Origin of the sequence: Streptomyces sp. NBC_01224 (assembly GCF_036002945.1) — a bacterium.
GTDB lineage: Bacteria > Actinomycetota > Actinomycetes > Streptomycetales > Streptomycetaceae > Streptomyces.
This window is the reverse complement of the sequence record NZ_CP108529.1, coordinates 2,076,318-2,091,131: the sequence shown is the minus strand read 5'-3', so window position 1 is coordinate 2,091,131 and position 14,814 is coordinate 2,076,318. Positions and strand designations below refer to the sequence as shown.

Sequence of the window (14,814 nt, the reverse complement as noted above, 5' to 3'; positions counted from 1 at the left end):
CACGAAGCTCCTGTGCCGTTGGCAGAGGTGTTCGACGTCTCAACTCATCTGCGCAGGAGCCTCGTTGGTTTCCTATCCTGCCGCACTCGACTTGCCTCACGTCCTGGTCGAGTGGGTAATCATGCTCATCGTCACCCGTGGGGGTGACCGTCGCTGCAAGCTCCCGTCCCATCAGCGTGCTCTCGTCCGCTGGTCTACCTTCGGCGGCACGAACCGCTCACACGGATCGCCGTCGTCACCGCTGCCGTAGGCCACCGCGCCCGCCGGGCACCCGGGCGCTAAGAATCCTGCGGGAGACCGACCCCGACTACGTCCCGCTCGACGGAACGCTTGCCGCGTGCGGCCGGGTCGGCGACAGGTGGGCCGACTTCTCGCTGGAGCACCGCCGCCCCGGCGTGAATGTACAGGTTGTCCCCGATCCCGGGGCGCGAGCACCCGGCGGGCGAGGCGTTGCGCGGCTGAAGTCCTGGCGCATCTTCCGCCGAGCCCGTTGTAGTCCCAACCGCATGAACGTTCATCGCTGCCGCCGTCCTAACTCTGGAGAGACAACTCTGAAAGGGCTCACCGGTAGGCGAGATCGACTTCTTGAGTCGGACGGGGAGGCGTCTGCATGAACTGCCTGGGGCAGCCGGTCCGGCCACGTGAAGGGGGCGTATCGACCCGCGACGCGCAGCAGTGGGTCAGAGTTCGTCTGGTGCCAGCCACTGATGCGGAAGGTGGCTCTGGTTGGTCGTTCTGTCCGGTACGCAGCGGAGACGGACGCAGTTGGATGACGAGGCGCGTGTCCTCTTCTCGGCTGCTGACAGGTGCCGGGCAGGTGTCCTACGCAAGAGTTCCCATCCGTCCGACCAGTTGGGTACGTGAATCGCCCGCAGGGCGCCCTCGGAGCAGGGACGTCCCAGGAACTTTTCAGGGCTTTTCGCGTCTCTCTCAGGGAGGTTCCGGGGACTTTCCGCCAGATAAGCAAGGAAGGCCCTGACAGCGCTGAAAGATGGAAACGGGCTGGTCAGGGCCTATGGCATCAGCACTCGATGGCGTTCACCGCGAGCCCGCCGGGGGCCGGGGCATATCACCCGGGGTTCCGAGGTGGCTGAGTGAATGTTCCCCATGAAGGAGCCTGTCACGCCGATCCCCGTGCCGCTATCAGTTCCTCGTCCCAATCCTGACCACCTGCTAGTGGGGCTCGGCGACGGCAGCACATACCTCACTGCACACCTCGACGTGTTACAGGGCAGGGCGCTATCGGCGAGCGCCTCGGTCAGCAAACCACCGACCCGGACGTGCGGGTCAGCCGGATGATCGAAGGAGCGCCGGTACTCGTGGAGGTCCGGGCCGGGACTGGCCGTAGCCGTGTGGTGCGCTTGATGCGGGCGCGGCGAGGGCTGAACTCCGAATTTAAGGAACGCCAGTGGCGGCGTCGTTGCGGGCATGGCGAGGCCCCTCTGGTGAGCACTCTCCGTAAAGGGTGACGGGCAATCAGGCGTGCCTGACGCATGGTTACCCATTCAAGATCATCTTGCACACGCGTTGCACAAGGTGATGAAAAGCAGCGGTGATCAATGGAAGGTCGAGAAAGGGTATAACCGCAGGTCGTCAGGCATTTAGGGGTGTCGTGCCCCGTGCCGCCTAAGGGCACGACACCCCGCCCGTCAGATGTCGCGGAAGATCTCGATCTGCGCGCCCACGGAGTTGAGCCGTTCCGCCAGCTCCTCGTAACCGCGGTTGATGACATAGACATTGCGCAGTACGGAGGTGCCTTCCGCCGCCATCATGGCGAGCAGCACCACCACGGCGGGCCGCAGCGCGGGCGGGCACATCATCTCGGCGGCGCGCCAGCGGGTCGGGCCCTCGACCAGTACCCGGTGCGGGTCCAGGAGCTGCAGCCTGCCGCCGAGGCGGTTCAGATCGGTGAGGTAGATCGCCCGGTTGTCGTAGACCCAGTCATGGATGAGGGTCTGGCCGTGGGCCGAGGCGGCGATGGCCGCGAAGAAGGGCACATTGTCGATGTTGAGCCCGGGGAACGGCATGGGGTGGACCTTGTCGATCGGCGCCTCCAGCTTGGAGGGGCGGACCGTGAGGTCGACCAGCCGGGTACGGCCGTTGTCGGCGGCGTACTCGGTCGTACGGTCGCAGTCGACGCCCATCTCCTCCAGGACCGCGAGCTCGATCTCGAGGAACTCGATCGGCACCCGGCGGATCGTCAGCCGGGACTCCGTGACCACGGCGGCGGCGAGGAGGCTCATCGCCTCGACCGGGTCCTCGGAGGGGGAGTAGTCGACGTCCACATCTATGTGCGGGACGCCGTGCACAGTCAGTGTGGTCGTGCCGATGCCGTCCACGCGTATGCCCAGTGCCTCCAGGAAGAAGCACAGGTCCTGGACCATGTAGTTGGAGGATGCGTTACGGATGACGGTCGTGCCGTCGTGCCGGGCGGCGGCCAGCAGCGCGTTCTCGGTCACGGTGTCCCCGCGCTCGGTCAGCACTATGGGACGGTCGGGCGTGACCGAGTGGTCTATCTGCGCGTGGTAGAGCCCCTCCGTCGCGGCGATCTCCAGCCCGAACCGGCGCAGCGCGATCATGTGCGGCTCGATGGTCCGCGTACCGAGGTCGCAGCCGCCCGCGTACGGAAGCTTGAACGAGTCCATCCGGTGCAGCAGCGGACCGAGGAACATGATGATGGAACGGGTCCGGCGGGCGGCGTCCGCGTCGATGGCGTCCATGTCGAGCCGGGCCGGCGGGACGATCTCCAGATCGACTCCCTCGTTGATCCACCTCGTCCGCACGCCGATGGAGTTCAGCACCTCCAGGAGCCGGTAGACCTCCTCGATGCGGGCCACGCGGCGCAGCACCGTACGGCCCTTGTTGAGCAGCGAGGCGCAGAGCAGTGCCACGCACGCGTTCTTGCTCGTCTTGACATCGATGGAACCCGAGAGGCGGCGCCCGCCGACCACCCGCAGGTGCATGGGCCCGGCGTATCCGAGCGACACGATCTCGCTGTCGAGTGCCTCCCCGATGCGCGCGATCATCTCAAGGCTGATGTTCTGATTGCCGCGCTCGATGCGATTGACGGCGCTCTGACTGGTGGCGAGCGCCTCGGCGAGCTGACTCTGTGTCCAGCCCCGGTGCTGACGGGCGTCACGGATGAGCTTGCCTATGCGTACGAGATAGTCGTCTGACATGACGAAAGGTTATCTCAGATATGAGATGAGACCTGTGGTGGGGTGTGGTGTTCGGGTGACGGCTGCGTGTGGAGGCACGGAAGTTACGCAGCCTGATGTACGTGAAAGGTGCTGGCTACGGGTGCACCGTGCGTTCCATGGTCCACCCGGATCGCCGCGACGGCGCGCGGTGTACGTCCATCCGGGGGGACGGGCGTCGGCCTCGCCCCGGCCCCGGTCGTCGGGCCGGGCGAGGCCGGGGAACGGCGCAGGCCTGACGGATGCCTGGCGTCGAATCAGCCCTCGAAGCCGCCTTCGGCCAGGATCTTGTCGATACGGGCGCGATGCGCTTCCTCCCACACATCGAGGGATTCGCCGGCCTCCTTGGCCAGCCTCTTCCGGGCGTCGAGGAGTACCTGCTCCCGGCGGGCGCGGGGAGTGACCACGATGCCCTCTTCGTCGGCCACCACGATGTCGCCCGCGTCGACGCTCACGCCGCCGCACCGCACCGGGCCGTTGAGCGGCTCAATGGCCTTCTTGGTGCCCGGGACGGGGATGACTCCCCTGGCGAAGACGGGAAAGCCCATCTCGCGCACCTCGGCGAGGTCACGGATCACCCCGTCGGTCACGAACGCCGCGATCCCGCGGCGCTGAGCGACGGCGCAGACGTTTCCTCCGGCGAGTGCGTAGTCGACGTCACCTGCCTCGACGACGATGACCGAGCCCGGCTCCGCGCGGTGGATGGCCGCGTGGAGCATGAGGTTGTCGCCCGGAGGGCACCGCACGGTGAACGCCGGGCCGGCGACGCGCGGGATCGAGGGCCACAGGGGGCGGATGCCGATGTCCATGACCTGCTCGCGTCCCAGGAGATCGGCGAGGGTGGTCGGGGAGATGTCCTTGAACTCGGTGACGTCGTTCATGTTCCTCCTTCGTCCGGGCGCCGCTTCCCGCCGATGAGGGCACGTTCCCGCGCCGCCGCGGGGTCGATATGTTCATCGGGAGAAGAGGTGTGCGGCGGCGAGACTAGCGGGCGCGGCGCAGCCGCGCCGCCCGCGCATGACCGTGCGGCGGTGATGTACTAGAGTTATCTCGACATCGAGATATATGCCAAAGGCGCACCGCAGTCCGCCAGTCGGTAAGGGTTACCTAACTAAGCCTTACCTTAGCGGATGGTCGAGGGGCCGTAGGCGGCACCACGCGGCGCCCGCCGTAATGAGGCGCGGCGCGGAGTACGCGCACATTGATGAAGGAGACTGTCGTGTCGGCGAACAGCTTCGACGCCCGCAGCACGCTGCGCGTGGGCGACGAGTCGTACGAGATCTTCAAGCTGGACAAGGTCGAGGGCTCCGCGCGCCTCCCTTACAGCCTGAAGGTGCTGCTGGAGAACCTGCTCCGCACCGAGGACGGCGCGAACATCACCGCCGACCACATCCGGGCGCTCGGCGGCTGGGACTCCCAGGCACAGCCCAGCCAGGAGATCCAGTTCACGCCGGCCCGCGTGATCATGCAGGACTTCACCGGTGTGCCGTGTGTCGTGGACCTCGCCACCATGCGTGAGGCCGTCAAGGAGCTGGGCGGTGACCCGGCCAAGATCAACCCTCTCGCCCCGGCCGAGCTGGTCATCGACCACTCCGTCATCGCCGACAAGTTCGGCACCAACGACGCGTTCGCGCAGAACGTCGAGCTGGAGTACGGCCGCAACAAGGAGCGCTACCAGTTCCTGCGCTGGGGCCAGACCGCCTTCGACGAGTTCAAGGTCGTCCCCCCGGGCACCGGCATCGTCCACCAGGTCAACATCGAGCACCTGGCCCGTACGGTCATGGTCCGGGGTGGCCAGGCGTACCCCGACACCCTCGTCGGCACCGACTCGCACACCACCATGGTCAACGGCCTCGGTGTGCTGGGCTGGGGCGTCGGCGGTATCGAGGCCGAGGCCGCGATGCTGGGCCAGCCGGTCTCCATGCTCATCCCGCGCGTCGTCGGCTTCAAGCTGACCGGCGAGCTCCCGGCCGGCACCACCGCCACCGACCTCGTGCTGACCATCACCGAGATGCTCCGCAAGCACGGTGTCGTCGGCAAGTTCGTCGAGTTCTACGGTGAGGGCGTCGCCGCCACCTCCCTCGCGAACCGCGCCACCATCGGCAACATGTCGCCGGAGTTCGGCTCCACCGCCGCGATCTTCCCGATCGACGACGAGACGCTGAAGTACCTGCGTCTGACCGGCCGTGACGAGCAGCAGGTCGCGCTCGTCGAGGCGTACGCCAAGGAGCAGGGCCTCTGGCTGGACCCGGCCGCCGAGCCGGACTTCTCCGAGAAGCTGGAGCTGGACCTGTCGACGGTCGTCCCGTCGATCGCCGGCCCTAAGCGCCCGCAGGACCGCATCATCCTTGCGAACGCCAAGCAGCAGTTCGCCCAGGACGTGCGCAACTACGTCTCCGAGGACGAGGAGTCGGGCAAGGAGTCCTTCCCGGCCTCCGACTCGCCGGCCTCCTCCAACGGTGTCCCGTCGCGTCCGACCACGGTCACGGCTCCTGACGGCACGACGTACGAGATCGACCATGGCGCCGTCACCGTCGCCGCGATCACCTCCTGCACCAACACCTCGAACCCGTACGTCATGGTCGCCGCGGCGCTCGTGGCCAAGAAGGCGGTCGAGAAGGGCCTGACCCGCAAGCCGTGGGTCAAGACCACCCTCGCCCCGGGCTCGAAGGTCGTCACCGACTACTTCGACAAGGCGGGCCTGACCCCGTACCTCGACAAGGTCGGCTTCAACCTCGTCGGCTACGGCTGCACCACCTGCATCGGCAACTCCGGCCCGCTGCCGGAGGAGGTCTCCAAGGCGGTCAACGAGCACGACCTGGCCGTGACCTCCGTGCTCTCCGGCAACCGTAACTTCGAGGGCCGGATCAACCCCGACGTCAAGATGAACTACCTGGCGTCCCCGCCGCTGGTCGTCGCGTACGCCATCGCCGGTTCGATGAAGGTCGACATCACCAAGGACGCCCTGGGCATCGACCAGGACGGCAAGCCGGTCTACCTCGCGGACATCTGGCCCTCCGAGGCCGAGGTCAACGACGTCGTCGCCAACTCCATCGGCGAGGACATGTTCAACAAGTCCTACCGGGACGTCTTCGCGGGCGACGCCCAGTGGCAGGCGCTGTCGATCCCGACCGGCAACACCTTCGAGTGGGACCCGCAGTCCACCTACGTACGGAAGCCCCCGTACTTCGAGGGCATGACGATGGAGACGACCCCGGTCGCCGACATCACCGGCGCGCGCGTGCTCGCCAAGCTGGGCGACTCGGTCACCACCGACCACATCTCCCCGGCCGGTGCGATCAAGGCCGACACCCCGGCCGGCAAGTACCTGACGGAGCACGGCGTCGAGCGCCGCGACTTCAACTCCTACGGCTCGCGCCGCGGCAACCACGAGGTCATGATTCGCGGCACCTTCGCGAACATCCGCCTGCGCAACCAGATCGCCCCGGGCACCGAGGGTGGCTTCACCCGCGACTTCACCCAGGCCGACGCGCCGGTGTCGTTCATCTACGACGCCTCGCAGAACTACCAGGCCGCCGGCACCCCGCTGGTCATCCTGGCGGGCAAGGAGTACGGCTCCGGCTCCTCCCGCGACTGGGCCGCCAAGGGCACCGCGCTCCTCGGCGTCAAGGCCGTCATCGCCGAGTCGTACGAGCGCATCCACCGCTCGAACCTCATCGGCATGGGCGTCCTCCCGCTCCAGTTCCCGGAGGGCGCGACCGCCGAGGCCCTCGGACTGACCGGCGAGGAGACCTTCTCCTTCACCGGCGTGACCGAGCTGAACAACGGCACCACGCCGCGCACGGTGAAGGTCTCCACCGACACCGGTGTGGAGTTCGACGCGGTCGTCCGCATCGACACCCCCGGTGAGGCGGACTACTACCGCAACGGCGGCATCATGCAGTACGTGCTCCGCAGCCTGATCCGCAAGTAGGCAGCAGGCAGTCAGCAGAGCCGAAGGGCCGCATCCCGGATCTCCCGGGGTGCGGCCCTTCGCGTTGTACGGCGCCTGCGGTTGTCCTACCGCTTGATGGTCCGCACGAACGCTGCCCAGCCTGCGGCCCGGAAGGCCAGGACCGGGCTGTCGGCCAGCTTGGAGTCGCGTACGGGGACGAAGCCGGGGACGTTGTCGGCGACCTCGACGCAGCTTCCACCGTCTCCGTTGCTGTAGGACGAGGTCCGCCAGGCGGCACTGCTGAGGTCGGGCGTGCTGTTCATCGGTCGCAGTCCTTCGCCGCCGAGGCGATCAGTGCCAGGGACGCCTCCGGCGACAGCGCGACGGCCCTGGCCAGATCGTATGCCGATCGATACTGCGCCACCAGAGCCGCCTCCTCGACGAGTTGACCCGTGTAGGCGCCCTCCGTGTAGACGACGGGCGGGGCATCGGCGAACTGCATCAACGAGGACATGGTGTTCAGAAAAGGATGGAAGCCGGCGGAGAATGGCAGAACCTGCAAGATCGCATGAGGATGGGCCTGGGCTGTCTCGACGAGATGGGCGAGCTGATCCCTCATGGTGGGGAGGCCGCCGATCGGCACGCGCAGTGCGGCCTCGTGAATAATCGCCCAGAAGTCCGGCCTGTTCTCGCAGCTGAATAGTTGAGCGCGCTCCATGCGAGCGCTGACCGTCCGTTCCACCCCCTCGTCGGACGTCCGCCGCATCGTGCCTCTGGTCAACGCTGTTGCGTAGGCACGCGTCTGGAGCACACCCGGGATCAGCATCGGCGCGTACTCCTCGATGGACCTGGCCCGTTTTTCCAGTTCCGCCGCATCCGCGAAGTAGCCCGCCACCTTCGACTTCCGCGCCAGCCGGCACAGCCGCTGAAGGTGCTCGCCGCTCCCCAGCAGTTCGTCGAAGGCGCGGGACATGTCCTCCTGCGGGCGCCGCTCCGCCATCTCGAACATCCCGATGTACGTACCCGAGCAGAACACCCGGTCGCCCAGCTCGCTCTGGGACATCCCGGCGGCCTCGCGCAGGCGGCGCAACTCGGAGCCGTAGAAGGCGCGAGCGTCGGTGTACGGGTCGAGATCCTTGGGCTGCGGCATACGCCGGAATGTAGTGGAGCACGGGCGCACCGGACCGGGGATCGGGGAAGGTGCCACCCGTAGGTGGCTGTGGCCGTCCGGTCGGCGAGGGCCGTGTGCGGTAAACGAGTTGACGGGCGGTGCGGGCGAGCGTTCGGATGGCCGTCGGCCGCCAACCGTCGGTCGGTGCCCCACTCCTGAAGGGTCCTCATGCACATGGGCAAGATGCATGCCGACGAACCGGACATCGGCGAATCCCTCGTGCACCGGCTGATCGCCTCGCAGTTCCCGGGCTGGGCCGGACTGCCCGTCGAACCGGTCGTCCCCGTGGGCACGTCCAACGCCATGTACCGGCTCGGCGAGGACCTGGTGGTGCGACTGCCCCGTACCGCGGGAGCCGCCGGCGACGTGGAGAAGGAGCACCGCTGGCTGCCCCGGCTCGCCCCGTCGCTTCCCGCCGCGATCCCCGTACCGCTGGGCAGGGGCGGGCCCGCGGAGGGCTATCCGTGGCACTGGTCGGTCTTCCGATGGCTCGACGGCGCGAACCCGGCGGTCGGGGAGGTCGTCGAACCCGGCCCGCTCGCGGCGGACCTCGCGGACTTCGTCATCGCGTTGCACCGGATCGATCCCGCCGACGGGCCGCCGTCCTTCCGTAGCGAGCCCCTGGCGGCCCGCGACACCGCGACGCGCGCCGCGATCGCGGAGCTGCACGAGGCCGTGGACGCCGGCGCGGCGCTCGCCGTGTGGGAGGCGGCGCTGCGGGCCTCCGCGCCGACCGGTCCGGCGGTCTGGATCCACGCGGATCTGCAACCCGGCAACCTGCTGCTCGTGAACGGACGGCTCAGCGCCGTCATCGACTTCGGCTGCATGGGGCTGGGCGATGCCGCCGTCGACCTGATCGCGGCGTGGTACCTGCTGCCGGCCCACGCGCGCGGCGTCTTCCGTACGGCTCTGCGGGCCGATGACGCGGCCTGGGCACGAGGCCGCGGCTGGGCGCTGTCGACCGCGCTCGGCGAACTGCGCTACTACCGGGACTCGAATCCGGCCATGGCGGCGATCGCACGACACGTCATCCGTGAAGTCCTCACCGACGACGGATCCGCGCCGTGAAGCCGGTGTGACATCGCCCGGCCGGCCCGGCTTCAGGAGTGGGTGCGGATCAGGTCCAGCAGCCCCGGGAAACGCTTGTCCAGCTCGTCCTTGCGCAGCGTGGCCGCGCGGCTGTTGCCACGGTCCACCTGCCGGACCAGCCCCGCCTCCCGCAGGGTCCTGAAATGGTGCGTCGTCGTCGACTTGGAGACCGGCAGGTCGAAGGACGCGCAGGTGCGGGCCGTGCCCTCCGGCTCGTGGAGCAGGGCCACGACGATCCCCCACCGCAGGGGATCGGAGATCGCGTTCAGGACCGTGCGCAGGTCCATTTCCTCCGGTTCCGGATGGCCTTCCTCGTCCTGTGCGCCGTCGTCTTCGCCCTGCTGCGCGGTGGCAACCGCCGGGAGCAGCGCGCCGCGTGACCGGTTGCGGCCCTGTCGGGTCCGGTCCGTCAGGCTGGGGCATTTGACGGAATGTCGCGGACCACGCGGCTGCCGTACCCGGAAACGAGCCACCGCCCGCTTCATCGTGGGCGCACGGAATGCGATGGTCGACCAGCGGGTTTGCAGATCTGCGAGCCACGCGGAACGAACAGCACAGAGAGCGGATGACACCCATGGGCGAGTTGATCCTGATCCGGCACGGCGAGACCGAGTGGTCGCGGTCCGGGCAGCACACGAGCCACACCGACCTGCCCCTGACCCCCCTCGGCGAACGTCAGGCACGCGCGCTGGCGCCCCTGCTCGCCGACCGGCAGATCGCACTCACCCTGGTCAGTCCCGCGGTACGCGCCCGGCGCACCGCGGAGCTCGCCGGACTCGCCGCCCCCCGCATCACACCCGAACTGCGCGAATGGGACTACGGCGGCTACGAAGGGGTGACCACCGAGGAGATCCACCGCACCCGTCCCGAGTGGAACCTCTGGACCGACGGAGTCGCCCCCGGCCCCGATGCGCACCCCGGAGAAACCCCTGCCGAGGTCGGAGCCCGCGCCGACCGGGTGCTGGCCGAAGTCGTGGAGGCGGCGAGCCGCGACGCGGACGAGGACATCGCGCTCGTTGCCCACTCCCACTTCCTGCGCGTACTGACCGCCCGCTATCTCGGCCTGACGCCGGCCGAGGGCACGCTGTTCCAGCTCGCCACGGGGGCCGTCTCCCGGCTCGGCACCGAGCACGGTCAGCCGGTCATGACGGCGTGGAATGTGACATTGCCCGAGGGGCTGTTCCCCCGGGCTGTTCCGGATTCCCCGAGCGGGAGCGAGGGTGTCGTGCCCAGCTGAGGGGGCACCGGCTGCTGCCTCGTCGTCCTGAGCGCCGTGGCCGACCGGAGCCGTGATGTCGTCCCCGTCCCACCCTCGGAGCAACGCAGGGCGGCCGGTACCTCACAGGGGAGGTACCGGCCGTCCGTGTGGAACGCGGGTGGTGCCACAAGCGAGGGGAGCGTCGGATCAGGAGAGCAACTCCAGCTCCGCGAGCCTCCCTTCACCGGCGAACACCAGGCGGTAGTGCGCGTACAAGCCCGGCGTGCTCACCGAGAACACCCTCGTCTGCTTGTCCCAGGCGAACGACTGGGCCGACCGCTTGTCGAGGTCCTTCCACGTCGTGCCGTCCGACGAGCCCTGCAGGACCCACCCGGTCGGGGCCTTGTCCGCCGCGCTCGATGTCAGCGTGTACTGGACCGCGTTCGTGGCCGAGGGCACCGGCAGGTCCACCGAGGTGACCGACGCCGAGGTGGCCGATGTGTTGTCGAACAGGGCGCCCTCGCCCTTCAGTACGTCTGCCTTCGGCGATGCCACCTTGTCGTCCGTGGTGATCGAGGTCGGCGCCGCGTCCTTGCCGGTGCCCCACGACGACGGCTCGGCACCCATGTCGAAGTCCAGCACACCGCCCTTGGCCAGCAGGTCGTGCGGCAGTGAAGTCGATTTCCACTTCTTGCCGTTGACCTTCAGGCCCTGCACATAGATGTTCTTCGCGCTGTTCTTCGGCGCCCTGACGACCAGGTCGTGGCCGTTCTCCAGATGGACCGTGGTCTTCGTGAAGAGCGGGGAGCCGATCGCGTACTCGCCACTGCCCATGACGAGCGGGTAGAAGCCGAGCGAGGAGAAGAGGTACCAGGCCGACTGCTCGCCGTTGTCCTCGTCGCCGTGGTAACCCTGGCCGATCTCGCTGCCCGTGTAGAGGCGGCTCAGGACCTCGCGGACCTTCTCCTGCGTCTTCCAGGGCTGCGAGGCCGCGTCGTACATATAGGTGACATGGTGCGCGACCTGGTTGCTGTGGCCGTACATGCCCATCCGTACGTCACGAGCCTCGGTCATCTCGTGGATGACACCGCCGTACGAGCCGACGAACTCGGGCCCGGCCGTCTCCGGTGTGGAGAAGTACGTGTCGAGCTTCTTGGCCAGGCCGTCACGGCCGCCGTACAGGTTCGCCAGGCCCCGGCTGTCCTGCGGGGCCGTGAAGGCGTAGCCCCAGCCGTTCGTCTCCGTGTAGTCGTAGCCCCAGACCCGCGGGTCGTACCGGTCCGACGGGAGCCGCCAGTCGCCCTTGGCGTCCTTGCCCTGGAAGAAGCCGGCCTTGCCGTCGAAGAGGTCGACGTAGTTGCGGGCGCGGTTCAGGAAGTACTCGGACTCCTCCTTGTACCGCTCCCTCTTCGTCTTCTTGTAGAGTGCCCGGCCCATCTGCGCGATGCCGTAGTCGTTGAGGTAGCCCTCCAGCGACCAGGACAGGCCCTCGTGCGTGGAGGTGTTCGCGTAGCCGACGAACGGGGACGTCTCCATGCCCTTGCGGCCGACGCCCGAGGACGGCGGGACCACGGTGGCGTTCTTCAGAGCCGCGTCGTACGCCGCCTCGGCGTCGAACTTCACGCCCTTGACATAGGCGTCCGCGAACGCGACATCCGAAGAGGTGCCGGTCATCAGATCGGAGTAGCCGGGGGACGACCAGCGGGAGATCCAGCCGCCGTCCTTGTACTGCTGGACGAAGCCGTCCACCATCTCGCCGGCCTTGTCCGGCGTGAGGAGGGAGTACGCGGGCCACGTCGTCCGGTAGGTGTCCCAGAAGCCGTTGTTGACGTACACCTTGCCGTCGACGATCTTCGCGCCCGTATGGGTCGGGGTGTCGGAGCCGACCTGCGGTGAGAAGGGGCTGGCGTACTTGTCCTTGCCGCCGACCTTCTCGAAGCCCGAGTTCGGGTACAGATACAGCCGGTACAGGCTGGAGTACAGCGTGGTCAGCTGGTCGGCCGTTGCGCCCTCGACCTCCACCTTGCCCAGGATGTCGTCCCAGGCCTGCTGCGCCCGGTCCTCCACCCGGCCGAAGGAACGGGAGGCGGGGATCTCGGCGGCGAGGTTCTGCTTCGCCTGATCGATGCTGATCAGTGAGGTCGCCAGTCGCAGGTCGACCGTGCGGTCCTTGCCCGCGTCGAAGCGGAGGTAGCCCGTGACATCGTCGCCACCACCGCCGGACAGCTTGCCGCTCGCGGTGACCGGCGCGTCGAAGACGCCGTAGACGAAGAGGCGGGTGGCGCCGGTCGAGCCGCCGCTTTTCACATCGGAGAAGCCGGTGAAGGAGCTGCTCTTCGGGTCGAGGGTGAGCCCGCCGTCGTTGGAGACGTTGTCGAAGACGATGCTCGCGTCGTCACCCGGGTAGGTGAACCGCATCCGGGCGGCGTGGTCGGACGGTGTCATCTCGGCCTTGAGGCCGTTGTCGAATGTCACACCGTAGTAGTGCGGCTTCGCCGTCTCGTTCTCGTGGTGGAACGGCAGGGCCCGCGCCTTGCGGGAGGCGTCCGGGGTGCCGGCGACCGCCGACGGCATCAGCTGGAAGGTCTGCCGGTCGCCCATCCACGGGCTCGGCTCATGGCTGGCGCTGAAGGCCTGGAGCGTGGGCAGGTTGTCGTCGTTGTTGCCGCGCGCGTAGTCGTACAGCCAACTGGTCGATCCGGCGTTGGTGACCGGCGTCCAGAAGTTGAAGCCGTTCGGGAGCGCGGTGGCGGGGAAGTTGTTGCCGCGCGAGAAGGAACCGCTGGAGTTGGTGCCGCGGACCGTCGACGCGTAGTCGGAGAGGTGCGAGCGGCGCTTCTCGGGTGCCTTCGGGGCGATCTTGATGTCGTCGATCCAGCCCTGGAACTTCGCCGGGCCCTTGGGGGAGTCGTACGCCACCAGAATCCGGTCGACGGTCTTGCCCGCCGCGACCGAGCCGATCGTCGAGTCGACCTTGTTCCACTGGTTGACGTACAGCCGCTTGGCATCGGCCTGGCCCTGCGGGGTCAGCAGGCCGCCGTTGCTGTCGGTGGCCCGCAGATCGCTCAGATACGTGCCGTCCGTGAACGCCAGGTCCACCGAGACATGCGTCGCCGGGTAGGAGAGGTCCGTCTCGCCCATCTGGGGGTAGATCAGATAGGAGAGTGAGGTGTCGCGGGTGACAGCCGTGCTCACATCGAAGATCTTGTTGTACGAGTAGGCCCGGCCGTCCGCCTTGTGCGTACCGGCGTACCGCAGGGCCTTCTTGCCCGTGAAGCCGGCGCCCGCCTTGGCGGTGGGGGAGCCGGACGGGCCGCGGTCGATCTGGCTGCGCATCGAGTCGGGCGCCGGGACCGGGGTGCTGCCGTCGGAGAACTGGACGTCGGCGAGCTGGGTCGCGTCGGAGGCGCCGTTGTTCTTCGTGATCTGCAGACGGTAGTGCTGGTATGCCGTGTCGGATGTGAAATCGTACGACTTCGTCTGGAACCGCTCGGTGAACGTCTGGCCGGTCCGGGAGTCGAGGTCCTTCCAGTCCTTGCCGTCGGCGGAGCCCTGCAGGGTCCAGTCCTTCGGATCGCGCTCGTCGTGATCATTGGCCGACGTCAGCGCGTATGTCACGACCTTCACCGGTTCGGTGAGATCGAACTCGACCCAGGCGGTGGGCTCGAAGGACAGCCACTTGGTGCCGGACTCCCCGTCGATCAGGTTCTCCTTCACCTCCCCGCCGCCGGTGTTCTCGCCGCTGGCGCGGACGTCTGTCACCTTGTCGGTCACATTGCCCGGTATTCCGGCGGAGAAGCCGCCATCGACACCCGATGACCGCTTCTTTCCGTCAGGACCTTCTTCGACGGTGTTACGCCAGTCCGGCTGCTTTTCGTCCGATTCGAAGGACGAACTGAATGTCCGTTCCCCCAAGGGGCTTTGGCCCTTTTCGCCTGTCCCTGCCGACTGAGCGGCGGCCGCGGTGGGGGCTGTCACGACCAGAACCAGTGAAGCCGCGATCAGCGCGGCCGTACGGCTTTGTCTATTGCGAGAACCATGTCGGGGCTGCATGCCGAGCCATTCCTCCCGAGGAAGTGCGCTTGGACAACGTTGTCACCGAGTTGCGCAGGATCCAGTAGGGAGCCAAGTGGCGGGATGTGTCAAGGGTGTTGGGCGTGAACCGCCGACGGAATCGACCGTAATGCGGAAATCGTTACACCCGGATCGGGACGCACGGGGTCCAGGTATCCGCGAGGTCTCAACTCGGGAAAGACTGCTGCTC

9 protein-coding genes and 1 pseudogene are annotated in these 14,814 nt (G+C 67.7%); 4 read left to right on the top strand and 6 right to left on the bottom strand.

Annotation, left to right across the window (positions count from 1 at the left end; all coding sequences use genetic code 11):
• The first annotated feature begins 64 nt into the window (after positions 1-64).
• Positions 65-555, top strand: a pseudogene (locus OG609_RS08735) (hypothetical protein).
• Between the two features lie 1,094 nt (positions 556-1,649).
• Here the strand turns inward: OG609_RS08735 and OG609_RS08730 are convergent.
• Together OG609_RS08730 and OG609_RS08725 are read right to left on the bottom strand one after the other, a co-directional pair.
• Positions 1,650-3,179, bottom strand: a complete 1,530-nt coding sequence (locus OG609_RS08730) for a helix-turn-helix domain-containing protein (protein ID WP_327272290.1) — start codon at positions 3,177-3,179, stop codon at positions 1,650-1,652.
• Positions 3,180-3,454: 275 nt separating this feature from the next.
• Positions 3,455-4,078, bottom strand: a complete 624-nt coding sequence (locus OG609_RS08725; RefSeq protein WP_327272288.1) for an RraA family protein — start codon at positions 4,076-4,078, stop codon at positions 3,455-3,457.
• Positions 4,079-4,416: 338 nt separating this feature from the next.
• Between OG609_RS08725 and acnA the strand changes: the two genes are divergently transcribed.
• Positions 4,417-7,131 (top strand): aconitate hydratase AcnA, encoded by a 2,715-nt coding sequence (acnA, locus tag OG609_RS08720; protein WP_327272287.1) that lies wholly within the window; start codon positions 4,417-4,419, stop codon positions 7,129-7,131.
• Positions 7,132-7,217: 86 nt separating this feature from the next.
• On the opposite strand, the gene OG609_RS08715 is transcribed toward acnA, so the two are convergent.
• Positions 7,218-7,415: a DUF397 domain-containing protein gene (locus OG609_RS08715; protein ID WP_327272286.1), complete on the bottom strand. Its 198-nt coding sequence runs from the start codon at positions 7,413-7,415 to the stop codon at positions 7,218-7,220.
• Positions 7,412-8,242, bottom strand: a complete 831-nt coding sequence (locus tag OG609_RS08710) for a helix-turn-helix domain-containing protein (RefSeq protein ID WP_327272285.1) — start codon at positions 8,240-8,242, stop codon at positions 7,412-7,414. Before OG609_RS08710 ends, OG609_RS08715 begins: the two co-directional genes overlap by 4 nt.
• 204 nt (positions 8,243-8,446) lie before the next feature.
• Here OG609_RS08710 and OG609_RS08705 point away from each other — a divergent pair, with 204 nt between their 5' ends.
• Positions 8,447-9,331, top strand: a complete 885-nt coding sequence (locus OG609_RS08705; RefSeq protein WP_442818066.1) for an aminoglycoside phosphotransferase family protein — start codon at positions 8,447-8,449, stop codon at positions 9,329-9,331.
• 32 nt (positions 9,332-9,363) lie between these two features.
• On the opposite strand, the gene OG609_RS08700 is transcribed toward OG609_RS08705, so the two are convergent.
• Positions 9,364-9,639: an ArsR/SmtB family transcription factor gene (locus tag OG609_RS08700; protein ID WP_327272283.1), complete on the bottom strand. Its 276-nt coding sequence runs from the start codon at positions 9,637-9,639 to the stop codon at positions 9,364-9,366.
• 287 nt (positions 9,640-9,926) lie between these two features.
• Between OG609_RS08700 and OG609_RS08695 the strand changes: the two genes are divergently transcribed.
• Positions 9,927-10,589 carry a histidine phosphatase family protein gene (locus OG609_RS08695; RefSeq protein WP_327272282.1) on the top strand — a complete coding sequence of 221 codons (663 nt, stop codon included), beginning with the start codon at positions 9,927-9,929 and terminating at the stop codon, positions 10,587-10,589.
• Positions 10,590-10,757: 168 nt separating this feature from the next.
• On the opposite strand, the gene OG609_RS08690 is transcribed toward OG609_RS08695, so the two are convergent.
• Positions 10,758-14,603 (bottom strand): GH92 family glycosyl hydrolase, encoded by a 3,846-nt coding sequence (locus OG609_RS08690; protein ID WP_327272281.1) that lies wholly within the window; start codon positions 14,601-14,603, stop codon positions 10,758-10,760.
• Positions 14,604-14,814: the final 211 nt, after the last annotated feature.